At 63.9% G+C, this 25,417-nt stretch carries 21 protein-coding genes; 13 read left to right on the top strand and 8 right to left on the bottom strand.

The window, feature by feature from the left end; all coding sequences use genetic code 11:
- Positions 1-4 precede the first annotated feature (4 nt).
- From DEIPE_RS10610 to DEIPE_RS10590, 5 genes are all read left to right on the top strand, one after another.
- On the top strand, positions 5-589 hold the full coding sequence (locus DEIPE_RS10610; RefSeq protein ID WP_169316601.1) for a hypothetical protein: 585 nt from the start codon (positions 5-7) through the stop codon (positions 587-589).
- Between the two features lie 8 nt (positions 590-597).
- On the top strand, positions 598-2,241 hold the full coding sequence (locus DEIPE_RS10605; protein ID WP_015235967.1) for a S1C family serine protease: 1,644 nt from the start codon (positions 598-600) through the stop codon (positions 2,239-2,241).
- A gap of 127 nt (positions 2,242-2,368) precedes the next feature.
- The gene (locus tag DEIPE_RS10600) at positions 2,369-3,721 is read left to right on the top strand and encodes a hypothetical protein (RefSeq protein ID WP_015235966.1); all 1,353 of its coding nucleotides are present in this window, start codon (positions 2,369-2,371) and stop codon (positions 3,719-3,721) included.
- A complete protein-coding gene (locus DEIPE_RS10595; protein ID WP_015235965.1) occupies positions 3,718-6,606 on the top strand; it encodes an outer membrane protein assembly factor BamB family protein in 2,889 nt (962 codons plus the stop codon). The genes DEIPE_RS10600 and DEIPE_RS10595 overlap by 4 nt, the downstream gene beginning before the upstream one ends.
- On the top strand, positions 6,603-8,393 hold the full coding sequence (locus tag DEIPE_RS10590; RefSeq protein ID WP_015235964.1) for a hypothetical protein: 1,791 nt from the start codon (positions 6,603-6,605) through the stop codon (positions 8,391-8,393). The genes DEIPE_RS10595 and DEIPE_RS10590 overlap by 4 nt, the downstream gene beginning before the upstream one ends.
- A 258-nt stretch (positions 8,394-8,651) precedes the next feature.
- Here the strand turns inward: DEIPE_RS10590 and DEIPE_RS23140 are convergent, their stop codons facing one another.
- Positions 8,652-8,906, bottom strand: coding sequence for a zinc ribbon domain-containing protein (locus tag DEIPE_RS23140; RefSeq protein WP_083865794.1), 255 nt, complete (start codon positions 8,904-8,906; stop codon positions 8,652-8,654).
- Between the two features lie 196 nt (positions 8,907-9,102).
- Here DEIPE_RS23140 and DEIPE_RS10585 point away from each other — a divergent pair, with 196 nt between their 5' ends.
- Positions 9,103-9,783, top strand: a complete 681-nt coding sequence (locus tag DEIPE_RS10585) for a hypothetical protein (RefSeq protein WP_015235963.1) — start codon at positions 9,103-9,105, stop codon at positions 9,781-9,783.
- Positions 9,784-9,899: 116 nt separating this feature from the next.
- Here the strand turns inward: DEIPE_RS10585 and DEIPE_RS10580 are convergent, their stop codons facing one another.
- From DEIPE_RS10580 to DEIPE_RS10570, 3 genes are all read right to left on the bottom strand, one after another.
- On the bottom strand, positions 9,900-13,007 hold the full coding sequence (locus DEIPE_RS10580; protein WP_015235962.1) for a hypothetical protein: 3,108 nt from the start codon (positions 13,005-13,007) through the stop codon (positions 9,900-9,902).
- 171 nt (positions 13,008-13,178) lie between these two features.
- A complete protein-coding gene (locus DEIPE_RS10575) occupies positions 13,179-14,723 on the bottom strand; it encodes an AMP-binding protein (protein ID WP_015235961.1) in 1,545 nt (514 codons plus the stop codon).
- Entirely contained in the window at positions 14,720-15,619 is a 900-nt protein-coding gene (locus tag DEIPE_RS10570) for an SDR family NAD(P)-dependent oxidoreductase (protein ID WP_245557527.1), read from the bottom strand. The genes DEIPE_RS10575 and DEIPE_RS10570 overlap by 4 nt, the downstream gene beginning before the upstream one ends.
- A gap of 46 nt (positions 15,620-15,665) precedes the next feature.
- On the opposite strand from DEIPE_RS10570, the gene DEIPE_RS10565 reads away from it, so the two are divergent.
- The gene (locus DEIPE_RS10565) at positions 15,666-16,571 is read left to right on the top strand and encodes a diacylglycerol/lipid kinase family protein (RefSeq protein ID WP_015235959.1); all 906 of its coding nucleotides are present in this window, start codon (positions 15,666-15,668) and stop codon (positions 16,569-16,571) included.
- A 337-nt stretch (positions 16,572-16,908) separates the two neighbouring features.
- Here DEIPE_RS10565 and DEIPE_RS22245 read toward each other — a convergent pair whose 3' ends face one another.
- Positions 16,909-17,223 (bottom strand): DsrE family protein, encoded by a 315-nt coding sequence (locus DEIPE_RS22245; protein ID WP_015235958.1) that lies wholly within the window; start codon positions 17,221-17,223, stop codon positions 16,909-16,911.
- A gap of 113 nt (positions 17,224-17,336) precedes the next feature.
- Between DEIPE_RS22245 and DEIPE_RS10555 the strand changes: the two genes are divergently transcribed.
- From DEIPE_RS10555 to DEIPE_RS25530, 5 genes are all read left to right on the top strand, one after another.
- Positions 17,337-18,092: an ABC transporter permease gene (locus tag DEIPE_RS10555; protein ID WP_041230837.1), complete on the top strand. Its 756-nt coding sequence runs from the start codon at positions 17,337-17,339 to the stop codon at positions 18,090-18,092.
- Positions 18,089-18,853 (top strand): ABC transporter ATP-binding protein, encoded by a 765-nt coding sequence (locus DEIPE_RS10550; protein WP_015235956.1) that lies wholly within the window; start codon positions 18,089-18,091, stop codon positions 18,851-18,853. Before DEIPE_RS10555 ends, DEIPE_RS10550 begins: the two co-directional genes overlap by 4 nt.
- Complete coding sequence (locus tag DEIPE_RS10545) at positions 18,850-19,809, top strand: ABC transporter substrate-binding protein (RefSeq protein WP_015235955.1); 960 nt, start codon at positions 18,850-18,852, stop codon at positions 19,807-19,809. Before DEIPE_RS10550 ends, DEIPE_RS10545 begins: the two co-directional genes overlap by 4 nt.
- 169 nt (positions 19,810-19,978) lie before the next feature.
- A complete protein-coding gene (locus DEIPE_RS10540) occupies positions 19,979-20,224 on the top strand; it encodes an AAC(3) family N-acetyltransferase (protein WP_041230836.1) in 246 nt (81 codons plus the stop codon).
- A gap of 556 nt (positions 20,225-20,780) precedes the next feature.
- Complete coding sequence (locus tag DEIPE_RS25530; protein WP_425387732.1) at positions 20,781-20,978, top strand: IS66 family transposase; 198 nt, start codon at positions 20,781-20,783, stop codon at positions 20,976-20,978.
- 228 nt (positions 20,979-21,206) lie between these two features.
- Here DEIPE_RS25530 and DEIPE_RS10530 read toward each other — a convergent pair whose 3' ends face one another.
- Positions 21,207-22,112: a carbohydrate deacetylase gene (locus tag DEIPE_RS10530; RefSeq protein WP_052326685.1), complete on the bottom strand. Its 906-nt coding sequence runs from the start codon at positions 22,110-22,112 to the stop codon at positions 21,207-21,209.
- 223 nt (positions 22,113-22,335) lie between these two features.
- Between DEIPE_RS10530 and DEIPE_RS23985 the strand changes: the two genes are divergently transcribed.
- A complete protein-coding gene (locus DEIPE_RS23985; RefSeq protein WP_015235953.1) occupies positions 22,336-22,506 on the top strand; it encodes a hypothetical protein in 171 nt (56 codons plus the stop codon).
- A gap of 257 nt (positions 22,507-22,763) precedes the next feature.
- Here DEIPE_RS23985 and DEIPE_RS10525 read toward each other — a convergent pair whose 3' ends face one another.
- Positions 22,764-23,864 carry an IS4 family transposase gene (locus DEIPE_RS10525; protein ID WP_015231253.1) on the bottom strand — a complete coding sequence of 367 codons (1,101 nt, stop codon included), beginning with the start codon at positions 23,862-23,864 and terminating at the stop codon, positions 22,764-22,766.
- Between the two features lie 323 nt (positions 23,865-24,187).
- Positions 24,188-25,288 (bottom strand): IS4 family transposase, encoded by a 1,101-nt coding sequence (locus DEIPE_RS10520; RefSeq protein WP_015231360.1) that lies wholly within the window; start codon positions 25,286-25,288, stop codon positions 24,188-24,190.
- Between the last annotated feature and the right edge of the window lie 129 nt (positions 25,289-25,417).

Below are 25,417 nucleotides of genomic sequence, written 5' to 3'. Positions count from 1 at the left end.
TGTCATGTCACACACCAGCCCAGCACAACGGGCAATGTCCGAGGTCCTGGTGTGGATCACGGTCCTGTTCGGGCTTCTGGTGGGTTTTTTGTACATGCGCTCGACCACGGACCGCACGACCCTGCTCACCCAGTCCGGGGCGTCGCTCAGCGTCCCCCTCACCTGGAGCAGCGAACGCGTGGAAGGCACCCTGGTCAGCGCGCACGACTGGCGCGCCGGATCGTTCGGACCACGCGTCAGCGTCACCGCCCTGACACACGCACTGATGCCCGAAGAGACGCTGAGCGCCAGCGTCGCCCGTTACAGCCTGAACCGTGGTGAGCCGCTCGAAGGATACCGGGTACTGGGCATCAAGCCTGCCGGCCTGCGCGTGAACGGCACGCGCCAGGACGCCGTGAACCTGACCTTCGCGTACCTGCAGGACGCCCCGGCGGGCAGTGACGTTCCGCCCGCGGTGATGATCCGCACCGACACCGTCACCCGTTGGAAAGGCGCCTTGTACGCCGTGAGTTTCGCGGCCGAACGTGACGAGTACCCCCGACTTGACTCCCTGCGCGCGCGCCTCACGGCAGACGTGCGTCTTCCCTGAGGTTCAGCATGCAAAAAATACTCGCGGGCTTTGGCGCGGTCATGGCCGCCGTTCTCGCCCTGCTTCTGGTGATCGGTCTCCTGGCTCCTGATCCGGATAAACCCTCCGAGAATTCCCGTACGCCCATCATCCCCGTCAATCCGGTGCAGCCCGGACCCGGGGTGGCAAGCGACACGGAGATCATCGCGCAGGCCATGCGCTCCAGCGTGAAACTCTGGGCGCTCGACCGTCACGGCAAAGACATCGCGACCTGCTCGGGAACCATCATCGATCCGTCCGGACTGATTCTCACGAATTACCACTGCATCGGCAACCAGGACGCGCGTGCAGAAGGTGGTCTGCAGCCCGGCGAACTGTACCACCCGCGCGGATGGCTGGTGGTGGGACCGACGGTCAGCGACCGTGAAGTTCCGAAACCCACCTACTTCGCCAAATTTCTGGCCGGCAAGCGTGAACTCGACATTGCCCTCATTCAGGTGTTCGGTGTGTTCACCGGTGACACCAACCGCCCGAAACCCCTGGCCGGGCAGGCGTTGCCGATCACGCCCATCGTGATGGGAGACGGTGGTGAAGTCAAAGTCGGTGACGCCGTCACGGCAATCGGCTATCCCGGCATCGGTGGCGACCTGATCACCGTCACGCGCGGCAGTGTCGCGGGGTTTGACGATCACGATGGCGACGGCAACATCGACGCCATCAAGACCGACACGGAAATCAATCCCGGCAACAGCGGTGGGCTGGCCATCAACGCGGCCGGTCGGCAGATTGGCATTCCCACGTACTACAAGGATCTGGGCAAAAGCGGAACCGGCAAGATCGGGCGCTTCATGATGGTGAACGTCGCCGCGCCTTACATCACCCAGGCCCGCGCGCTGGCGAACACCGTGACGGCGGAATCGAGCGTCGTGTATACCCCCGCCGCGCAGAACGACGCGCCCGCTGCCCCGTCCAACGCCACCTTCGGCAGCATCGTGATCGCCCAGAAGATGAACGAACAAGGAGAAGCGGTCGGCGCAGGTGACGTGCAGCCCACCGGCAGCACGAGCATCGCTGGCATCTTCCGGTACGCCGGATTGCAGGACGGCATGAACTGGGGTCAGGTGTGGACCTATAACGGGCAACCCGCCTGGGGTGATCCGCGCGGCAGCACCTGGGAATCAGGTGCTCAAGGTACTTTCGGGGTCAGCCTCGGTGCCAAGCCCGGCCAGGGACTGCCCGATGGAACCTATGAACTTCAGCTCTACCTGGCCGGGCAGCTGGTACAGAAACGCGCGTTCAGCATCGGGGGCGCTGCCGCCACGCCACCGGCTCCTCCCCAGCCCGATCCGGCGCAAGCGGGCGTCAGCGTCAGTGGCCGCCTGATCGACGCCGACACGAAGGCAGGCATTCCCGACGCGGTTGTGGCGTTTCTGAAGCCCGGTACGGACGTTCAGGCCTGGGCCCGTGCGAACTTCGACGAGAACCTGATGGTGGCCAGTGCCCGCTCCGGCGCCGACGGAACCTACACCGCCAGCCCACTCCTGGCCCGCAACGCCACCTACCCGATGGTGCTGCTCGCCAAAGGGTACCGCGCGCGCAGCGTCTCGCTCGAAGTCACCGCCGATGATCCCGCGGCGCTCCCACTCGAAGATCTGGCGTTGCAACGCGAGTAACCTGCCCGGACCCGGCCTCCCTTCCAGGCGAGACCACCCGTGACGCACTCCCCGTCGGTTCACCGTCCACACGAGCGTCGTTTCCATGAGCGTCACGACATTTCTTCCCACTCCTGGAGGAATAAAGATGCCCGGCACCCCTGATCTCCCCTCCTCTTCCGAAATTGGTGATACGGCCCTGAGCGACGGGCTCGCGCGCATGCTGGAGTCCGCACGTTGGCATGGCGTCGAGATGGACGCGGACGAAGCCGCCGCGTGGCTGTGTGCCATGCAGGCTCCTGACCTGCATCAACTCACGCACGACGACCAGAGTGGTGTCTTTGGTGCGCGGGCCGCCCTGCTGGACTTTGACGCGGGTGATCTTGCCGAGTGGCGCCTCATCGGCGAACTGGTTCGCCTGCCGGATGGGCCCACGGTGCGCACCGCGCTGGCACTTTCCGGCTCGGCGGCACAGTCACGCATCCAGCGCTATCCGGGTGACCGCGACTTCATGCAGCGCGTTCACATTCAGGCGCCGACGCGTGAAGACGCCTGCACCGTCTTGGGGCAACTGATGCGCGAAAAAGCGTTGCGCTGCTCGAGCGGACCCGGATACCGCTTCGCGCGTCTGAAGTTCGGTGAGGCACCGGAGAACCTTCGTGTGCGCGGACAGCCTGTGCGTGCCGGCCGGCCACTCGAATGGACGCTGGACGACGTGCGTGCGGGAGTACTTCTGGCCCAATCCGAGTCAGGTGAAACGCGTCACGTCCGCTGGGAGGACGCCGCGTGCGCGCCCGGCTGGTGCAAGCTCGACTGGGTGCTGCTGGACGCGGCACGCCGGGAAGTGCTGTGGGCCAGCAACGTTCTGGATCCCACCTGGGAAACTCCGGACGGTCAGATCGTCACCCTCGACGGGCAACTCGAACCGATGTATCAGGAAATCTACCTCGATCCCGAAAGCGCCCCCCTGGTGGAGCACCTGGCACGGCAGCTCGACGACGACGCCCTGAGCGCGTACGTCGGCATGATGGAAGAAGAAGTCGAGAAATACCTGGGAGCACCCCCCAACTACGGTAAGGCAGCCAGACGTCTCTACAACCTCTTTCGCTGCACCGGGCGTTTCGATGAAGCCGCGTACCTGCGTGAACTGTTCGACGAGCCCACGACCGCGCTCTACAAAGTCTGGGCAGGTCTCGGGGTACTGAGCGAGCGCGCCACGCAGCTCGATACTGCCCGCACCCGCGAAACCCTGGGCGCCCTGATGCTGACCACCCGGCGTGCCCTGCCGGACGACACCGGGTCTGCACTGCTGCGGGAATTGCAATCCCTGCATGACGCCATCACGGACAGCATTTCGGCGGAACACCACCATACCCTTCTGGCCGTACGGGCCAGCGCCCTGGCCATTGTCAACGCTTACTTTTACACGCGCCTGAGCGCCGTTCCGGCCATTCAGGCTTTCCTGGGCGTGACCGCCGGGCAGGAAGTGCACTCCGCGTGAGCGCCGAGCAATCGCTCGGCACCCGCGATGGTCAAGGGTCTGCACTGACCGTCGCGGGATTCCTGCTGACCAGCCTGGCCGTCGGCATGGCGTTGGTCTGGCCGTACTGGGACGCCTCACGGCACGCACCACGTGAACTGGACCGCTATTGGCCACCCGACCGATCCTGGGGGCTGCAGGTCAATCTGGATGCGAGCGGACGCGCGGTCGAGTGGACCGGTTACTCCCAATCGGAACTCCCGGTGGTCCAGGCCCTCACCACCCTCAACGCCGACACCGTTCAGGCCCTGTCCGATCTGGGGGTCAAGGACGCGCGAGGCGCGGCCGGCGTCAGGATCCAGCGTCTTGCCGCCCGGATCGTCCAGAAGGAAGGTGGTTCGCGCAATGTGCTGGTGTACACTGCCCGGACCCCCGACGGTCACTTCTACCTGGCCGACCGCGACCTCGCGGCGGCGGAAACGTATGTGTACCGCCCGCCCCTGCGGGTCATGCCAGCGCAGCCAAGACCGGGGGCGCGCTGGACGCAGCAGGGAAAAATCAACCGGCAGCTCGATTACCGGTTGCAGGGCGCGATCGAGCGGGCCACGCCCGACGCGTCGTATGGGCGGAGCGACTGCCTGCGCGTTCAGCGCAAGCTCATCCTCAGCAGTCAGGGCACCACCCTCGATTCGAGCAGCACCACCGAACTCTACTGCGCGCACGAGGGATACATGGCCGGAGAAACGCGCAACGCGCGGGGCCTGAAACGCACCGTCGAATACGGCCGGGCGGGCCACCGCGCCGGGTGGCTGCCTCCGGCTGCTCCCGTGGCCCCTGATCCCGCACCAACGCGTGTCAGCGCGGCCCTTCCGACAACGTTCACGCTGCTTGGCCGGGTGACGCCGCACGCCCGTGAACGGGTCAGTGAAGCGCCCACCCTGCTCAGATCACCCTCGGGCCTGCTGGCCGTGGTCACCAACACTTCCGAGACGGTCACGGCACTTCAGGTCAGCGGTGACGCCGGACGCGTGGCCTGGCGCTTCATGCCCGGCGGCAGCGTCACGGGAGGCGTGGTCGTGGATGAACGGCGTGGCCGGGTGTACTTCGGGTCCAGTGCCCGGCAACTCTACGCCCTGGACGTACAGGGGCTGCCCCTCTGGAGCGTGAAGCTTCGCGATCACATGGCCGCCCGCCCTCTGGTGACCGCCGACGCCATCATCGCCGTCAGCGAAGACGGCAGCGTACTCAGCGTCGATGCCTCCGGAAAGGTGCGGTGGACCGCCGATCTTGGCGCGCTCAGCAGGGCCACGCCGGTTCTGGCGGGGTCCCTGCTCGTGTTCGCGAACAACAACGGCAGCGTACTCGCCCTGCGCGCGCGCGATGGCCAGGCCGTCTGGCGGACCGAACTCGGCGCGCCCATCACTGCGCCCCTGCAGGTCAACGGTGAAAGCGTCATCGCGGCGAGCACTTCGGGCGAGGTGGCCCGGCTGCAGCTTCGGTCAGGACAGCCCGTGTGGCAGGCCACGGCCGGACGTGGAGGAAGCATCCGGCACACCCCGGCGATCGGCGGCGAGGAAGTTCTGGTCAATGCCGACGGAGAACTCGTGACGCTTGACTTCAAGAGTGGCGCAGTCGTCGCGCGCGCCAGCGGAGGTTATGTCGGCGCGCCCCTCATGGTGGACCAGACCGTGCACGCCGCGACAAAAAACGAGCTGCAGCGACTCACGACCGATCTGCGGGTGCTGGACCGAACCCCCGCACCGGGCGAGCACACCCGCTTCGTGACCGGCGCGACCCGCGCCGCAGACGCCTTGTTGCTGGGAGACGCACAAGGAGGTCTCTGGCGTTCCGGCCCCACGCAGCCCGGAGTATTACAGGCCGCCTGGCAGGGCACCACCCGCGCTTCACGGGCGGGCCTGCCCGCGATCATTTCACCACCCGTGGTCCTGCCCGAGCGGACCGTGCTGCTGGATTCGGAAGGTGGCGTGTACCGGGTGGACGAAACTGGAGCGTTCCATGACGTGGCGCAGCTTGACTTGCGCGGTTTTGGCCTGACGGCCCGGCCGGGAAGCGACGGGCGGTCGTTGATCGCTTTGAGCAACCGTGAGCAGTTACAGCTGCTCGACGTCACACGCGGCCAGATCCGCTGGTCCGTCGACGTCGGGGGCGTGCTGCTGCAGACGCCCATCTTCACCAAGGACACCGTCATCGTCGTGAGCACCGCCCCGGAAGTGGTGGCACTCGACTTGCAGACGGGCAAGACACGATGGCGGCGTGCGCTGAAAAACAGCCTGATGGGCGCGCCCCACACGGATGGCCGCACGGTCTGGATCAGCTCGCCGGTCATGGCCCTGGACGCCATGACGGGCGAGCCCATCTGGACAAGTGAAGCCGCAACCTTCGGAGCCTCAGAGCTCGACGTGCAAGACAAGGTGATGTACGTGCGAAGCATTCAGAACAACCGGCCCTGGCTCAACGCGCTCGATCTGCGTTCAGGGCGTGTACTGTGGCAAAAGGCGCTGCCGGCGAACGCGACCACGCCACTCGAACCGCTCGGTCTTACCCGTCAGAGCGTTGTGGTCCCCACCGGCGGGCGAGAACTCATCGCACTTGACCGCACCTCCGGTCAGGTCCGCTGGAAGCACGACGGCTCGTCGCTGCGTTGGGGTTCGCTGAGCGCCCAGGAAGACCGGGTCGCGTACCTTGGCACCGACGGTCATGTCACGTTGATCGGTGACACGGACGGTGCGGTGCTTGCACGCTGGCGCGCCGCGGAAAGCGAAATGAAAGAAGAGACGTACCGTCTTGCGCGGCCGGTCTTCACTCCCGGAGGCCTGCTCGTTCCACACGGTCTTGAGCTGGTCAAGCTCGAAGAAAGTTCTACCTCCACGGGGAGCAGGCCGTGAGCCTCGTTCGTGACCGTGCGGTGGTCGCCGGCCTGGTGGCCATCTTGTGGGGTGTCGCGAGTGGCGCGTGGCGTCAGCTGGTCTGGCAGGACGTACGTGAAGGCCTGACGGACCTGAGCCCGTTCGAGCGGGCCACCCGACTGGTGCTGCGCGGCGGATTCGCGCTGCTGCTCGTGGCCGTGGTGTTGCTGCTGGCGTCGAACGTCACGCGCTCGGTGGGTGTGCTGCTGCCGCTGGGGTCCGCCGGGCTGGTTCCACTGCCTTTGCTGCCGGTGACGCTGCTGCTGCTGTCGTTTTCCTGGGCGTTCGTGTTGACGGGCGCACTGGGCAGCCACCCGCTGCTGCGCGTCGTGCTGCTCGGCGTCTACCTGTCGGGGGCGCTGGGACGCGTCGGTCTCGCGTCCAACCTGTCAGGCAGTACCTGGGAAATTGTGCTGGCGATGGTGCTCACCCTGCTGATTCCGGTGTTCGCGCTGCTGCGCTGGCGCCGCGCGTTGCGCGGCGCGCCGGAATTCACGGTGATGCTGCTGCTGGTCGGACTCAACTACGCGTTTGCACAACGCGAAGCCATCGCGCAGTGGTCGAACACCGGCGTGCCGCTCGGGCTGACCGGGCTGGTGCTGAACGTCACCGAACTCGGTGATCTGGTGGCCGTGCTGCTGCTGCTGGTCGGCCTGGACATTGCCACCTTCACGCGCTCGGTGTCCGGCTGGGCTCAGGAGATCGCCGAGACCCGCTTTCCCCGCGCCCTTGCGCTGCTGGCGTTCATGACGCTGCTGGTGGTTCTCGCGGTGCTGAACGGGCGTGAACTGCTCGGCTGGACCAGCGAATGGGACGCTCCGCGAGTGGTGGGCACGCTGGCACTTCCGTTGAGCGTGCCGCTGCTTGCCTTTGCGGCCCACGCGCTGGTGCGTCGCTGGAGTCAGACGGTCTTGCCCGACCAGGAAGAATTGACCACTCAGGCGCAACGCACGTCGCTGCCGCTTGTCATGGCCGTCAGTGCTCCGCTGCTCGCCATGATCGTCCTGACCGCCCTGGTCTCACTTCTGCTGGGCCTGGGAAGCTTTTTCGGGGCGGGCGTGGTGCAGTGGGTGCAGGGCTTTCCGCAGCTCCTCTCCTGGCTCGCAGACACGACCCTTGGCCCGTGGGCGGCGCTGGTGACGCTGGCCAGCGTACTGTTCGCCCGCAAGGCAGCCCGGCAGGGGCAAGTGGCGGTTGCACTGTACCTCACGACCTTCGCCTTTCTCGAAGTCCGCGCCCTGCTGTTTCAGGACGGCTGGCTGCTGGCGCCTTTCGTGGAGCTGCCCTCTGCCGGCGTGCGTTGCGCGTGGCTGGCCCTCGTCGCCGGTGCGGCGGTCTGGCTGCACCGGCGACGCGAGCTCGACGGACCACGGGTGGCGTCCCTGCTGGGCGTGACGGTGGGGGTCTTGCTGCTGGCACAGGAAAGCTTTATCGAGAATCCCTTCAGCCCGATGTTTGGCGCGATGGGCGCCGCGTTCATCGGCTTCTCGCTGGTGTGGGACGCGCTCACGTCGGGCGCGTGGACCAATCAGCACTCACCGGCCTTTCCACGCCTCGGACGGGTCTTTTTGTACCTCGGCTACGTCCTGCTGGTCGCCGCACTCGTCAATTGGTCCGTCACCACACATGACCTCGCGCTCACCGAACGTTTTACGGGTGAGGCGGCCCTGCAAGGCTTCAACCGCTTCGGGAAGCCGCTGGTGTACGCCGCGTTCGTGATGACCCTGGTCCGCACCCTGCAACGCCAGACGCCCTCGGGAACGTGACCCGAAAGCTCAGGCACAACACGCCACGCGCCGGATCTGTGTTTCCTGATGACACATTTCCTGATGACACGAGCGCTGAACGCGACGTTGTCGGGCCGCTGCCTTTCATCGCCCAGCGATGAAAGGCAGCGATCATGTCAGGCGGTTTGCGGCCCCTCCCGAAACTTCAGCGCCGGTACAAAGCTGCGGTCATGAATGACCGCAACCTGGTAACCCCGTCCACTCGCCCGGCTCGGCGGTTCCTCGCCCGGAGCCCCTTCAGGAATCCCGAGGGGACAGAACGCCGCGCCGCTGGCCTTCTTCGTGATGACGGTGGGTCAACGGCGCGCCGCAGCCCGTGCAGTAGCGCGCGTACGGTGTACGGATCACCTCACCGCAGGCACCACACGCAGTGATCAGGCGCGCGCCATCGTTTGGGCAGAAGCGCTCCTGGGCCTGGGCATTCACGGCCCGGGTGCATTGAGGACAGAGGTGATACGTCGCTTCTTTTGGCGGTGAGGGTAGTTCGGACATAGGCGGCTGGAACCTCCGAACCCCAGTGTGACGGGTGACTGCTCACGTGCGCCTGACGAAAGACGTGGGTCACGCCGCACCTTCGGCGAACGCCCTGAGAAACGTCAGCGCCGCGTGAGTGTGTCAGGTGAACACTGCACTCAGGCCTGCAGGTCACCTTGCAAAACGTTGAGGGTCCAGGCACGGGAGGCAGCGTATGACAGCTACAGGTACCACCACAGTTCCCCTCACCCTCAGTGAAGGGGTGTTGCTGCATGGCGAGCAGTTCGCGAAGAAACTGGGTGCGGTCAGCATCGGCGACGTGCAGGTCGACCTGCCGCTCGTGCCCGATAAGGTCAGCAGCAACGAACTCGCGCGGGTCCTGCTTGCCACTGCCCTGCTGGAGCTGGAAGCATGCGGCAGCCTCAAGCTCGCCATGCAGCACCGGAAAACCCTCTTCGGCCTGCGGAAAGTGTCCGTTCTGGAGCTCTCAGCGGGCCTTTCGCACGAGGTCCTTCCGGAAGGCAGCCTCGAAGCGCGCATCCTGCAGGCCGTGCAGCAGCTGAATCGCGCTTCCGACCTGCCGGACCTGATCGCTTTGCTCGTGCCGCTCAGCCACCAGCCACGTCTGGACGTCGTGAATTTCGTGAAAGAAGCGCTCGCTCGACGCGATCTGCTCGAAGTGCAGAACACCAAAATGCTGGGGCTGCTTCCGGTGCGCAAATACACCGCCACCAAAGTCACCCTGGCTTATACGGCGTACGCCAGCCCGCAGCTTGCACGGGACCGGCTGACAGCCTGCGAGACGCAGCGGCCCGAGGTGTGGCGCGCGCTGGTTCGCGGCATCGAAACGGGTCTGGACCGGCAGACGAAAAGCAATGACAGCAGTCTGGATTGACCAAAGGCGTGAAACCTCAGCCGACACCCATCAAAGTGGTTGTCGGCATCATGACCCTCCTTCGGTCGATGAAGCTCACCGATCGGAGCGAATAAGCCTCTCAACAGAAGGGGAAGTCAATCCCTCGACTGCGCCATGAATGCCTGCCAGCTTTCCGGGAGCCGCTCGCCCACTTCCTGAAAGCGTTCGCGCGCCTCGGCATACACCCGTGTGAGCCGACGATGCGCGCGCGTTGCACGCAGGCCCATCAACGTGAGTCGTAAGGCGCGCAGGTCATAAGGATCAGTGGCCAGCAGCAGTTCGCCCGCCCGTGCCGCGCTTGCCGGATCCTGCGTCAGGCAGGCCCAGGCTGCCTCATGCAGGGCCGTCTGAAGACGCGCCTGCAGCCTGACGTCTCCTTCCGGACCATCCAGAAAAGGACCCCGCCACAACTGCAGGTTCCCCGTCCGTAAGAATTCCTGCGCATCGATGCTGATGTCCGCTCCCAGGGCGTACCCGACCGGCGTACTGACCACCAGGCCCGGACCAAACATGTCCCGCAGCCGGTGCACCAGCTGTTGCAGTGCCGCAACGCCGCGGGATTCGTGCTGACCTGGATACAACACGTCCACGAGTTCCAGCTGGGGAACTTCCGAGCGACCGGCCAGACACGCCTGACCGAGGTGGGCCAGCAGGGAACGCGCCTGACGTCCCCGGAGTGCCTGAGACTGCCCGTGCTGATGCAGCTCCAGGGTGCCGAGCATCAGCAGGCGGTAACGCCCGCTCGAGCCGGCGTCCTGCGACGTGTGCGGCATGGGCCTGCCGTTTCCGCTGAGGTCCACCAGGTACCGGTGACCGGGGGCCGCCCGACCGTGCATGCCACGCGCCTCGAAGTACTGCACGCCCCGCCGGGCCAGCTCGGCGTCATGGGAAAGCCGTGCCACTTCGAACTGCACCCGCCACGCGAGCACGTCGATGTTCGCCGCATGTAACTGCTGCGCCGCTTCACGCAAGGCCGTGAGCGCCGCTTGCGGCTGCCCGGCCGCTTCCAGGGCGAGGCCACGTGCCCAGGTGGTGTAACACACGACGACACGCGGCCCACCGGTCGCCAGTGCCTGAAGCTCTTCCACGAGGGCGAACGCTTCATCGACCTCGCGTCGCGCCGCCGCGGCCCAGGCGGCCACAAACAAGGCGTCCGTGAGGTAGGCCTGCACCCGGACCTGCCGGGCGAGTTTCAGTGCACGTTGCGCGTGACGGGCAGCGCGCGCTTCACCGCCCGGTGGACCCCACTCCAGGTAGAGTTTGGTCAGTTCACTTTCGCATTCGGCCAACCAGCCCAGCGCGTCCGAGCGGGCGAGCACCTCACGCGCTTCGAGCAGCAGTTCCTCTGCCCGCTCAAACGCACCGGCGCGGGCATGCAGCGCCCCGAGCCGTTGCTGCTGAAAAGCGAACTGCCGTCCGTCGCCGACGAGCGTCAGCAGCCGCAAGGATTCCTCGAGATCCAGCATGGCGTCTTCAAGACGTCCTTGCGCAGACCGCGTCAGGGCACGGTTGCCGTACAGCCCGGCGGCCTCCACGAAGCGCGCCTCCTGCAGGTGCAGCCCGATCGCTTCCGCCTGGCACGCCTCTCCCAGATCGTACTCTCCCTGAAAGTAATGCACTCCCCCGAGGACGTTCAGAAACCGCGCGCGCACCGCGCCGTGCACACCAGGTCGCGCCAGGCCCGCCTGCGCCAATTCGCGCGCTTCCGTCAACTTTCCCAGGTTCAGATAGGCGCTTGCCATCAGTCCCTGCGTGAGGGCCGACATGTCATCTTGCAGGGGTGCTGCCGCGTGCCACGCGGACATTGCCCCATGCAGATCGCCCCGTTGCACCAGCACCTCGATCCAGGCGTCGTACCAGGCCGGACTGTGTTCCCGGCGCGCTTCGAGCAGCGCCGCGGCTTCTTCACCCTGCCCGACCTGCGCCAGCAGCACGGTCAGCAGGGACAACGTTTCCAGGGTCGGATGCGCCGCGTACGCGGCGCGCGCATACCCGCTGGCCAACACGACATTTACCCGCCGCGCGAGCTGGGCAGCCCTGAGCGCGAAAAGCGCGCCTTCCACTCCCCCAAGCCATTGCGAAGCCCGCCAGGCGTGCGCGGCGGCGCCCGCGTCATTGCCGCGTGCGGAGGCGGCGTCCATGGCCCCGGTCAGCACCCGCAACGCCTCCTCGCGCGAGATGTCCACGAACTCCAGAAAGTGCACGGCAGTTTCCGCTTCTACAGCTGGATTTTTCAGAACTTGCACTGCAAAGACACGTGCGCGATCTGGCGGAAGATGCGCGCGGTGCACTTCACGGTACAGGGGGTGCGTGAACACACCCGAGTTCAGGATCCCCCGGCGTTCCAGAATCCTCAGTGCCATCTCCACGCGTTCTGCGGACATGTTCGTGAGGGCGGAAGCGCGCTGGACCGTGGCAGTGGCCGGCAGCAACGCCAGAGCGTCGAGCAGCAGTGTGGCGTCCGGGTCCGCGTCGACGCTCGTCAGCACGTCCTCGATGATGGTTTCTACCGTCAATGGCCGCAGGTCCGTCTGCGGCTCACGCCATCGCCAGCGCCGACCGTCACTCCACAAATTTCCGTTGCGCGCCAGCGCCCGAAAGTACTCCAGCGTGAACAAAGGATTCCCGCGCGCCCAGTCGTACACCCAGCGTTTTGCTTCTGTCGGCAGCGGGGCTTTTGCTTCACTTTCCAGCAACAACCCCGATTCATGCTCATCAAGAGGTGCGAGATGCACGACCTCGAAACCCGCCAGGGGCGCACCACGTGTCGTGCCCAGCAGCGTCACACCGGTCAACCGCGGCGCGGTTCGCGCAAGCGCACTCCAGAAGGCGCATTTCGCTTCTGTCGTTTCGTGAAGATCCTCGATGTGCAACACAAACGGTGAGAGCGCCACCAGTTGCTCCGCCAAGGCGTCCTGCAACGCCTGCACCGCGACGTATTCACCACGCGCGGCTTTGCCGAGGGCAGTCTCGGCCCAGGCGGCCAGCTTGCTGGCAGAAGGCAGCGCGCGCGCCAGGGCGCGCGCGCTGATGTTGGCGTGTATCGTGACGCTTCGGTAGGACAGGGCCAGCAATGCATTTCTGGACGTATGCGTTTTTCCAATGCCCGCTTCACCCTGCAAGACCAGGGCCTGGCCTTCCCGGCGTCTGCTGGGAAGGCGCAATCGCCCTTCCAGCATCAGCGGAGCCTGCGTAGCTTTCATGAATCCTCAAGATAGCGAACACCACCGCCACCTTGCATGAATCTTCAGGCATTCACGTCGCAAATCCGGAGGTCTGAATTGTCCGGCACCTTCATCAGGCCCTCCGAAAAGACCACCCCACACGGCATGCCCCACCGCACCGGGAACGGCGGCAGATCATCCGGGGAAGCGTCAGGATTCGGGCGATTCCCACAGGGAACCAAGCCGCTGGCGATCCAGTTTTCCCAGTGCGTTCCGCGGCAATTCATCGACCAATGCCAGCCGCGTGGGCCGCAGCATCCTGGGCAGCAGCGGTCGGCAATCACACTCGACCATCTGCCGCGTCACGTGACCCATCCCGGGATTCAGGACCACGAACGCGGCCAGACCCTGTCCGTACTCTTCGCTTGGAATGCCCATGACCGCGCATTCACGCACGTAGGAGAGCTGCTCAATGCGCGACTCGACCGCTTCAGGAGAGACGTTCTCACCGCCACAGATCAGCAGGTCATCGCGCCGTCCGGCGAGCGTCAGCAGACCTGAAGCGCTCCGTCGACCCAAATCCCCCGTAGGGAGCGAATTGCCGAAGCCACCGCGGACCATCACGCCCTGCACCATTACTTCTCCAGTTTCCTCCGGGCGTGCGGGTGTGCCGTCCGCACGACGGATACCCACCTTGACGCCGGGCAGAACGTACCCCACGCTGTCCGGTGCCGCCAGAAGATGTTCCGGCGTCGCCAGGGAAATCAGGCCGCACTCGCTGGTGCCGTACAGGTTGTACAGCACCGGCCCGAACCGCGAAAGTGTACGCCCGGCCAGCGCCGCCCCAAGCGGAGCCGAACCGCAGACGATCGTCCGCAGGTGCGGCGCAGGTGCGGCGCATGAAACCTCCAGCAAGCGGTACAGCACGGTCGGCACGACAACCAGCACCTCGATGTCCTTCTGCTGCAAGGCCTGCCAGTAAGCTTCGGGTGTTCCACGCGCGAACACATGCAGCGGTGAACCCATGGTCAGACACAGTGCCAGGGTCGAGAGTCCATGACCGTGAAACAGGGGGACCGTCAGCAGTGTAGGCGCGTGCGCACGAAGCCGAAGCTGCTGAAGCAGGGCGACGGCCGTCGGGAGCACTTCCAGGAATCTGGCGTCTCGCCGAACAGCTTTGGGTGGCCCGGTACTGCCCGACGTGAGGATCACGATGCTGCCCGGAAGGCCGTGCGGTGGGAACTTTCCGGGAGCCAGGCCGCCCTCCTGCGCCTGAACTTCGGAAGTTGTCCAGCAACGCAAGCCCTCGTCGAGTGCCAACAGATCAGGCAGGAAGTCGTCGTCGACCACGACCAGTTCCAGCGCATGTGCCCGGCAGGCCTCCAGGGTCTGCCGGGCGGACCAGGAGGTGTTCAGCAGCACGGTCCTGAGCCCCAGACGCTGGCTGGCCAGCAGCGTCGTCACGAATGTGCCGTGGTTGCGGGCGAGCAACCCGATGACCGAGCCGGGCGTCACGCGCTCGGCGAGGGCAGCGGCCACCCGGTCGGTCCGGTCGACGAGCTGCCGGAAAGTCAGGCTTCCCTGAGGTTCCACCAGCGCCGGTACATCGGGGAAGCGCCGGGCTGACCAGCGTGCCACGGCGTACAGGGAGGGTCCATGGCGCAGCGTCATGGCCACGCCACTTCCCAGCGACCGCAGGGGCTTCTTCAGCCCGGCCTGCCGGACCACCCGCAGCACCTGAGACAGTCCGGTCATGACCGACCGGCCCGGCGCCGCTCCCGAGCCTGCTCCCACCCTTCCAGACTCCCGAGCAGGCGATCGACGAATCCAGGAAAGAGCCACGCCGCAAGCACCTGACCACGCAGCCACCAGGGCTCGATGCGCTCCCGGGGACGAACCACCGCGCCCGCGATCACCTGGGCGGCCTCCAGTGCACTCAGGGCAGGCGCGAAGCGGTACAGGTCACTGGCCGCGCTCATCCGGGTCCGCACCAGGGGCAGGTACACGCTGCTCACCGCAACACCCTTTTCCCGCACTTCCAGCCCTACACTCCTGAGCCAGAAGTCAAAACCCGCCTTGCTTCCCTGATACGTGGCCCAGCGAGGTGCCGCGGGTGGCTTGACCGACACCGTCGAGACGTTGATGACCTGACCCTCCCCCTGGGCGATCATGCGCGGCAGCAACGCCAGCAGCAGCGCTGCCGGGCTGCTGAAGTTCACTGCGAGCGAACGTTCCAGGTCACGCCGCTCCAGGGACTCCAGGGCCGGACGGCGAATGGATTTCCCGGCGTTGCTGATCACGACGTCGATGCGGGGGTGTCTTCGCTGGAGCTGCTCGGCCAGCGGCCCAACGTCCTGCGTGCGGTACAGGTCCAGCGGATACACGAAAGCGCGTCCTCCTGTGGCGCGGATGCCCTCTGCCAGCGCCCGGAGTTTGTCTTCGCTGCGCGCGATCAGCAGCACTTGCGCTCCTGCCTCCGCGAAAAGGCGCGCGGTCGCTTCTCCTATGCCAAACGAAGCGCCGGTGATCAGGACCGTCTTCCCCGCCACGGCCGCCCGCAGCGCCGTCAGGTCACGGCAACTCGGTGGGGACAGCAGCAGACGCGCCAGACCCGGCATGTCTCTATCTACCACGGCGGCACCGAAAGTCACGCAGGTCTTGCTTGATTGACCGAGGGGTGGCCGGTACGTTGAGTCCATGACACAGAGGCCTGCCATTCCTTCGGCACAGCCGGTCACGCTGATGGTCAACGCGCAGTCACGGCGTGGTCGGACAGGGCTGAACCGGGCGGTGGCACTTTTGAGCGCAGCCGGGCTTGCCGTTCGTCCTGTCATCGTGCACGACGTCTCACAGGCGAACGCGCTGCTGCGCGCCGAGGTGGCCCGGGAGGCGCCGTACGTCATCGTCGGCGGCGGAGACGGCACCCTGTCACACGCGGCGGGCATCCTCGCGAGAAGCCGTACGGCCCTGGCCGTCATGCCCCTCGGAACCGGCAATTCCTTTGCGCGCAGCGTGGGCGTACCGCTCGACCTGGCCGGCGCGGCACGCCTCATCGCCGACGGTACACCGACCCAGGTCGACGTCGGCCTCGTCAACGGCAGGGTGTTCCTCAACAGTGTGGCGTTGGGCCTGTCCGCTGAAATCGCCCGGTCCCTGACGCCGGGAGTCAAACGTCACCTGGGACTCATGGCCTGGCCGGTTGTCGGTTCAAAGGTCTTGTGGCGGCATCGCGCGCTGCATCTGAACTTGACCTCCGAATCGGGCGCCTGGGTCTTCCATACCCATCAGCTGCTTGTCGCCAACGGGCGCTACGTGGCAGGGCCGCTGCGCGCCACGCCACTGGCGTCGGTCGCCGATTCGCAGCTCGACATCCTGGTGTTCGGCAACGGCAGCCTCGTGAGTCTGCTGCAGGTGGCGCGTTGGGCGTCCGGCGGAAAAATTCGGCACATCACCGCCCACCAGCTGAGCGTCGTCAGCAGGACCGGAGACGTGTGGGCCAGCGTCGACGGCGAAGTATTCCAAACGTCGGAGTTGCGGCTGACGCTTGCGCCGCAGGCCCTGGGTGTGCTGGTTCCCGCTGACTTCGACGCCCGGTCCGTCTGACCGGCAAGTCGCTCGTGGGGCAAAGGCCACTGCAGGGAAATGCACGGACTGCTCAACAAAAATCTGGGTCAAGGCGCGTTTGAGCCCTACCACATTCATCTGGCCTGTCAGGTTTCCCAGCCCTCGCCCTACCGAGCTCCCCGCTGCCGTTTCGAAGTCACTCCAGTTGCATGCCCACCGGGCACCGTAGCCTGGAAACGGATTATCCTCGCTCAGTCCTTGTTGCTCATTTCAGCCAGATAAGCACGCCCTCGCCATTGTCAGCCGCTCGCCGTGATGATCTAAATGTCTCCCCGGCGCTTTCTCGGCACACTCCTGCGAGGGGAATAACGGGCAGCTACGGGCGAATGTAAGCGTAGCCTTTTTGCTGCGCTTCGACCAATCCAATGATGCCCGCCGCGACGACTTCGACCCAGTCGGGCAGCTCTGCCCTGTTCAGCCCCTGGCGTTGTATCGCCTGTGCGCAGAGAAGGACACGGGCGTTTCTCGTCGTGAGCTGCACCAGCCGGTCCATCTGTGCGGGGAGATGCACGCCCTCCCCGTTCGCGACAAAGGTGACCTCCACGTCGGTCCCGAACTGGTAGAGGTTCTCCGCTGCGCTGAGGGCGGCGGGCCAGCGCTGAGGATCGTTCACGTGAAAGACAGCTTTCATGGTGTTTTATGTTGCGCCAAATGTGCGAGCTCTTCAACCCATACAAGTTACATATCTTGTCAACTTATCGTGCTAGGGTGCACATCACCGCGGTCTTCGCGCACGGGAAGAACATGACAACGAGAAGCAACCTGATCGCGTACCTGACAGCCTTGCTCAGCATCCTGCTGACCTGGCAGGTCGCGTCCGTGTTCCTGCCGGGATTCCTGTTCCCCTCGCCCGCCGAGGTGCTGCCACAGCTCCCCACCGCCGCCGCGCAACCTGAATTCTGGGAAGCCGTCACGCTCAGCCTCGTGCAACTTCTGGCAGGCTTCGCCATCGCGGTGGTCCTGGTGAGCGTGCTGATCTGGCCCACACTGGCTTCACTCCCGTTCCGCCGCTACATCGGCGCATTCACCGGGATCCTGCAAGCCATTCCACCCGTGGCCCTCATCCCGCTGCTGGTTCTGCTCCTGGGGTTCGGGGGAGCGCCCGTCCTCGCGGTCGTGGCGGTCGCCGCATTCTTCCCGCTCAGCCTGAGCATGATCGGCGCGATCGACCACCTCAACACACTGCACCTGGACGCCGTGCGCGTGCTCGGCGCCAGCCAGCGTCAGGTACTGCGTCGCGTCGTCGTTCCGGAAATGCTGCCGACCCTGCTCTCCGGCGCGCAGGCGGGCTTCGGGAATGCCTGGCGTTCCCTCATCGCCGCCCAGATGGTCCTGGGTGTCAGCGAAGGGCTCGGTGGAAGCATTCAACGCGCTTCACAGGTAGGAGACATGACGACGGTCCTTCTCGACGTGACGGTCATCGCCGTGCTCGCGGCCGGGCTCAACGTCTGGCTGTTCGAAGGTCTCAAGCGACGCTTCCTTTCGTGGAGAACGGCATGAGTTCGGTCACGTTCGAACACGTCAGCAAGGACTTCGGGACGCTCAGTGTCCTCCAGGACGTTCACCTGCACGTGAATTCGGGTCAGTTCGTCGCGCTGGTCGGCCCGTCCGGAACCGGGAAATCCACCCTGCTTCGCATGGTCGCTGGGCTGGAGCCACCCACGTCCGGGCAGGTCACCGTGGACGGCCAATCCGTTCGCAGGCCTCACGCTTCCCGCACGCTCGTCTTTCAGGAGCACGCCCTCCTTCCCTGGCTGACCTTGCAGGACAACGTCGCGCTTGGCCTGGAATTCCAGGGCTCACCACGCTCCGCAGCGCGCCAGCAGGCCGTGGAGTGGCTCGCGCGCGTCTCCCTCGGTGACTTCGGCACGTACTACCCTCATCAGGTGTCAGGGGGAATGCGCCAGCGGGCCGCCATCGTCCGTGCCCTGGCGGTCCGGCCCCGGGTACTGCTGCTCGACGAACCGTTCGGTGCGCTCGACGCCCTCACACGCCTGCAACTCCAGCGGGAACTCAGCGGACTCTGGACCGGCGGGAACATGACCGTGCTGATGGTCACGCACGACGTTGAGGAAGCCCTGTACCTCGCTGACCGCGTCATCGTGCTGGGCCCACGGCCAGGGCGGGTCATCGCTGACCACCCGGTACCGTTGCCCCGCCCGCGCAGCAGGACCGCGCCTCCCCTGCTAACGCTGCGCCAGCGTATCCTCGCCGACCTCGGCGTTGACGAATCCAGCCAACTGAAAGAGGTAACCCTATGATGATCAAGAAATTGCTGTTTCTGCTGCCACTTGCGCTTGTTGGTGCCGCCGAAGCCGAGAAAGTCCGGATTGGTTACGTGCAAGTCCTTCCCACCTCCCTGTCCCTGATCGCGAGAGAACAGGGTTACTACAAGGAACAGGGCCTCGACGTGGAGCTCGTTCCCTTCGGAAGTGGTCCGGTTCTGATGCAGGCACTGGCGAGCGGGAAGCTCGACGCGGCACAGGTTGGTTTCGCGCCGGTGTACGTGTGGGCCGCGCGAGGCGCCCCCGTGCGGGTGATCGGAAAAGCCGCGAACGCCGACCTGAGCATCCTCGCCAGAAACGACTCTGGCATCAAGGGTCCAGCCGATCTGAAGGGCAAGCGCGTAGGCGTGCTGCCCTCTGGCAGCGTTCCCGAGACCCTGTTCTCCGGGCTGGTTCTTCCCAAGTTCGGGTTGGACGACAAGTCGGTGACCGTCGTGAATTCCGAAGCACCGAACCTGGTGGGTGGGCTCGCCACCAACCGATTCGACGCCGCGGTACTCCTGGAGCCCTGGACGACCATCGCGCAACTGCAACTCCCACTGCGTGAGGCTTACAACATCAACACCGTTTGGAAATCATCGCTTGGTGCGGTGCTCGCCGCGCGAGCCGAGCTGATCAACAAACAGCCCGAAACGGTCAAAAAGCTCGTGGCGGCCCAGGCGAAAGCCGTGAGCTTCGTGAAGCAGCAGCCTGGGGAGGCCGCGAAAATCCTGGCCAGGGAGTTCTTCCCCAACGGCATCAAGACCGAGAAAGGCACCATTCCTGGCGAGCAGGTCGTTCAGTCTGCACTGAAGGGGTTGTCGTTCGACTCGAAGATCACAGGCGCGGACCTGGAGTCCGCCGAGGAGTACGCACAGTTGCTGCAACAACTCGGCAACGTGCAGAAAACCGTTCCCATCAACCGCGTCGTCCATCAGCGCTTCACACGCTGACGCTCACAGCAGTCAATGGCCCGAAGGCGGTGGCTCCATGCAGGAGCCCCGCCTTTGCGCTGAGCCTCCCTTCTCAGGGCGGCTCCCATCAGTCGAAGTCACTCCAACTGCATGCCCACTGGGTATCCGTAGCCTCGAAACGGCGTGAGTTCGGTCAGGACAACTGTGGATGACCTTCGAAGATGTCGACTACGACGACGCGATCTTTCCGCCGTTGAAGGCGGACCTCGAAGCGGCGGGATTGGTGAAGGTGGGCAAGGTGGGTTCGGCGACCGCGCGACTGATGCCGCAGCGGAAGGTGGTGGACTTCGCCGCCGCGTGGTTCCACGCCCGCCCATCATCAGGAGCATTGGCTTTAGCAGGACTTTGTTACTTCGGATGGTTGTCAGTCCGGCCTTCCGGGCGCCGACGTTAAGGTACCCTTCACAATGCCAACAGTGCGGTCCCATCACACCAAGAGGATGTCACTGTCAAACAATGAACGTTACCGCGCGAGCCCCCGCAGTCATCCTTCTGACGATCACCAGCGCGCTCGCCCAGCAGGCCCAAGGCCACTTCAGGGTTTCGAGAAGCTGGTCAAGCCTCAAGACAAGACGTACAACCTCACGATCACGTTCGAACGACTCAAGCGACCGAACCCTCCAGGAACGGATGAAGCAGCAGAAGTGTGTGCATCACGTCATCCGTTCCTACCAGGAGGCCCTGAGCGAGCAACTCAAGCTTGCGGGTCGGGGTCGCGAGTACGCGCGCGGGCTGCTGGAAGACTTTCGCTCAGCACTTCAGCTGCATCAGCGTTATCAGCAGGGGTACTGCACCCTGGAGGAATACCAGCGGGAGGGCGAGTCGCTGAGCGCCCAGATCGAGCAGCGTCTCCGGAAAAGCTGCCGCTCCAAGGAAAACCGCCGGCTACAAAAAGGGCTGCGTAAGCATCACGAGCGGGGCAACCTGCTGCGCTTCCTGGCGGACCCACGATCGAGCCCACCAATAATGCGGCAGAACGGGCTTTACGTCCAGCCGTCATTGCCAGGAAGGTTTCGCAGTGCAGCAAGACCACCGCGGGCAGTCAGGCCTTCGCCATCTTCAAGTCATTGACGCAAACTGCCCGCCTGCTCGGCCTTGACCCCCTTCAATTCCTGCTTGACCATCCCCTGAGTCAGAACACCCGGTAATCACATACCTGGTGTAACGAACAGCGTGGACTGCGCCTTAAGCTGTATGAGCCGCAGGGACGGCGGCAGTACCAGCAGCGCACCCCAGCCCCGGCCATCGGCCTCACCTCCAGCATCTGGTCGGTCGCTGACCTCCTCCACTACCCCGTCTATCGGGGGCCGGCATAGTTGCCCAGCATCCCTGCCTCGTCGCAGGCAACGTCTGTATCTGGTCAGTGCACATGTGTCCTACGCAAGAGGCCTCCGGCTCCACAATGCTTGTATTTCTCGGTAATCCACAAGAACGATACCCTCCTGCTGAATGACCTCCAGCGCCTCATTTGACATGACAAAATCAAAATCCGTTTGCCGTACCTGCCAACTGGGCATCGCAGCCTGTAACTCGTTGGTCCCCAGGCCCGGATGAACCGCCCACTCAGAAAGACCGACTGGCAACACGTGCAACATTTGCAAATAACGCTCAGTCTTATCCGCAATATCCACATCATAGCTGTCCATTAAAGGATGATTGTTGGTTGGATACCCCTGATGCTGCAGCTGAGCAATAAAGGGTTGCTCGTATACTCGGAGTGCCACGTCATACTCACGTGCTAAATCGAGCGTCATCTTAAAGATCTGTTCCCGTCGAGTATGTATTCCACAGTGACTATCAAGATGACTTGGTCGCAAGTTTGCAGATAAAACACGCTCAATCTGCAAGCGAAACTCGCGCTCCAACTCAGTTAGATTGACTTGGTCTAAAAACTCTTCAATACGCGACTCAGCATAAAAGTACCCGTCTTTATCGACAAGCGTTGGCACCTCTGATCGGCACGCTATGGGCCCCCATCGGTACGAGGGCTGCTCGCTAATGACGGTCAAGTGAATACCAAAGGGTATATGGGGTGCTTCTCGTAACCATTCGAGGGCATGCAGTGCCCAAGGGCACGGCACCATCACACTGCAGGACTTCACGATACCGTCATTCAGGGAGCGGATGATGGCTTCATTGACCGAATGACACATCCCGAAATCATCGGCATTGATAAACAACAGCCGGGCTTGAGCGGGGTACCCTAAACGAGCGTTAGTCAGGCTTCCATCTGGCGTATTCATCACGTTACCCTCCGAGAGAAGCTGAGCATAGATCGTCATGCCTCCACGTGGCGCTGGGCCCTCTTATTTCACATAGAACTTGGGCTTGGAAGTGAAGCAGGCACTTGGTCCGTCAGTTCAGTAAAGTTACGCCGAACGGTGACGATCAAGTCGTGTAGCCACTGTGCCTCGGCTTTCTTACGCGACTCCATCAGCCGACTCTTTCGAGGCTATACCCTTACCGTGGGGTAGGTCTGGTTCCCCTCAACGGCCGGATGCCGCGATGCTGGACCGTTTGATGCCGAGGGCCGGGCGTAGCCCGGCCTGGCGGTTGGTGCTGGCCGTGGCCGCCTTGCTGCTGGTTTCCGAAGGCACCTTGACCGTCGACACCGGGGTGCGGAGAAGTGTGGATTCCCACTGGCGGCGGGGATTATCGTATTTCAAGCTGGGCTAGAAAACCGTGCAGCGTGCCTTGTTGCAGGGGAAGCCCTTCTTCGCCGTGTTGCGGCTGGTCGGCGGAGCTGATCCTGATCCGTCCCGACCGACTTCCCCAAACGTCGAAGACCTTCGCCTACAGACTCCCTCAATGCCGTCTGGACCCTCGCTTTTCGATCACCCTCATAAAGTTTGTCGGGCCGTCAGGGCTCAAGTGACAATGTCCTGCATGTGCCTCCGTTTTGAAGTGTGTATTGTTAGAATATACTATGCGCCTCAGTACCCCACAACTTGGATTGAGTGGTGTGCTGGAGCGGGAAAAGGCTGCATGACAAGCGCCAAAAGTGTCAGGCAGTCACTCGTGTCCCAACGCAAAGAAGCGGAAAGAAGCTCCAGGCCGTACCTGACGAGGCTCACTGCACGGCGTCCGTGTTTTTTGCGTTTGATGGGCCGCTGCTGGTGACACCACACGCCGACACGCAAACACCATGCCAAAGCCAGCGTGACTACCCCGAACAAGCGTTCCAGCCGATCCGGCCTGGTCATGGCACTCGCCTCCAGGTCGAAGCCTCTGGATTTCTGAGTGCTGAAGGTACACTCCACGGTCCAGCGCAAACGATACACCGCCCGCGTCTCGTCGATCTTCAGGTCGGTCGCCAGGGCGAGCAGTTCCCCGGCGTCGGTGCGGGTGACGACCAGTTGCATGACGTTGCCGTACACATTCGCTTTTTCGAGCAGCGCGACCACTTGTCCGGGCTGCACGTACCCCCAGCCCTCGTCGAGCCGCACGTCGTCGATCCGAGCGTCACCTCGGATGCGCAGGCAGCGTTTGATGCCGCGCCGCCTCAGAAACGTGAACCACGCCGCCCCGACGAACTCACGGTCGGCAACCAGAACACGCCACCGCTTCGCGGGCAAGACCTTGAGAAGTTGAGCGACCAAACGCTCACGCACTCCGGTGTCGCTGCTACCTCCGTGCGGCAAGGCCATCCACACGAGGGGCAAGGTGAAGCCTTCAAGCACTACGCCCAGCACAAGGAGGTTCAGGTCGGCTTCGCCGTGTTCCCAGTTCGTGCGGTCCATGGTCATGACCAGCTTCTCGTCGGGCAGCAGTGGCACGAGGAGCTTCAAGAAAACGTCGCGATCGAGCTGAGGGTCGTGTAGGCAGCGCTCGACTCGGCGCAGCTTGCTGACGGCACCGACTGTGCCGGGCAGATGGAGGGCAAGCTGGGCGTGCTTGGTCGAGCGAGCTTGAATCAGGGCGGTGACGACGTCGGCGAGGCGTTGCAGGGTATCTCGGCGTAGGAATGGCAGATGGTGCTTGATGACCTCGCCGAGCTTGGTAGGATCAGCCAGAGCGGCTTCTTGGAGCGACACACTCCCTTGATGCCGCTCTTCTTGTGTCTACGCTGCGATCAAATCGCCCTTCAGGACGTTACCCGAACCAAGTTGTGGGGTACTGAGACTATGCGCTTTTACTCACCACTAGATCGAATTGTTGGTGTGGGGTTCACCATTTTACTGCTATCTCAAGTAAGACGATTTTATTACGACGACGGTGTTCTTGTTGCTACGGCCATGATTGTTTTTTCAATTGGATCTTTTATCGTAAGTCTGGGAATATCTGACCGCCGACTTGGTCTTGGCGCAACGCTTTTGGCTTCTGGTATCCTTCTTGTCGCCCACGGCGTACTCGATCCTCAGTACCCCACATCTTGAGCTGAGTGCTGTATTGGAGCGGGAAAAGGTTGCATGACGAGGCTCAGGAGGATGGTTCGATCACTCGTTCCCCAGCGCAAAGCGGCAGCAAGGCGTTCCAAGCCGTACTTGACGAGACTCACCGCCCGGCGTCCGTGCTTTTTGCGCTTGATGGGCCGCTGCTCGTGGCACCATGTACCGATCCGCAAGCACCAAGCCATCGCCAGCGTCACTACGCCGACCAGCCGCTCCAACCGAGCGGGTTTGGTCATCGCACTCGCCTCAAGGTCGAACCCCCTCGATTTCTGCGCGCTGAAGGTGCTTTCTACCGACCACCTCAAGTGGTACACGCCTCTGGTCTCGTCGATTTTCAGGTCGGTGGCCAGGGCGAGCAGTTCACCCTCGGGCGTGCGCGTCACCACCAGTTGCATGACCTGACCGTAGATATTGGCTTTCTCCAGCAGGCCGACCACCTGTCCCGGCTCGACGTACGCCCATCCCTCATCGAGCCGCAAATCATCCACGCGGCTGTCGCCTCGAATGCGCAAACAGCGTTTCACACCCCGACGCCTGAGAAAGGCAAACCACTCCCGCCCCACGAACTCTCGATCAGCGACCAGAACGCGCCATTGCTTCGCAGGCAGCACCTTCAGCAGTCGAGCGACCAGACGCTCGCGTGTCCTGGTGTCGCTGCTGCCCCCATGGGGCAGGGCCGTCCACACCAGCGGTAATGTGAAGCCTTCAAGCACCACGCCGAGCACAAGGACGTTCAAGTCGGCTTCGCCGTACTCCCAGTTCGTACGGTCCATCGTCATGACGAGCTTGTCATCAGGGAGGAGCGGCAAGAGCAGCTTCAAAAAAACGTCCTGATCGAGCTGAGGGTCGTGTAGGCAGCGCTCGACGCGGCGCAGCTTGACTGAACTGCTGGCGTGTCCGGGCAGATGAAGTGCGAGCCGAGCGTGCTTGGTCGAACGCGCTTGGATCAGAGCGGTGACGACGTCGGCGAGGCGTTGCAGGGTGTCTCGGCGCAGAAAGGGCAAATGGTGTTTGAACACCTCGCCGAGCTTGGTAGGATCAGTCAGAGCGGCTTCTTGGAGCGACACACTCCCTTGATGCCGCTCTTTTTGCGTTTATGCCGCGATCAAATCGCCCTTCTGGACGTTACCCACTCCGAGTTGTGGGGTACTGAGTACTCGATCTTGGCAACGGCTTTGGGCGGTTGTTTTCGTGGG

Source organism: Deinococcus peraridilitoris DSM 19664 (assembly GCF_000317835.1).
Classification (GTDB): domain Bacteria; phylum Deinococcota; class Deinococci; order Deinococcales; family Deinococcaceae; genus Deinococcus_A; species Deinococcus_A peraridilitoris.
This window is presented reverse-complemented; position numbering and strand designations above follow the sequence as displayed.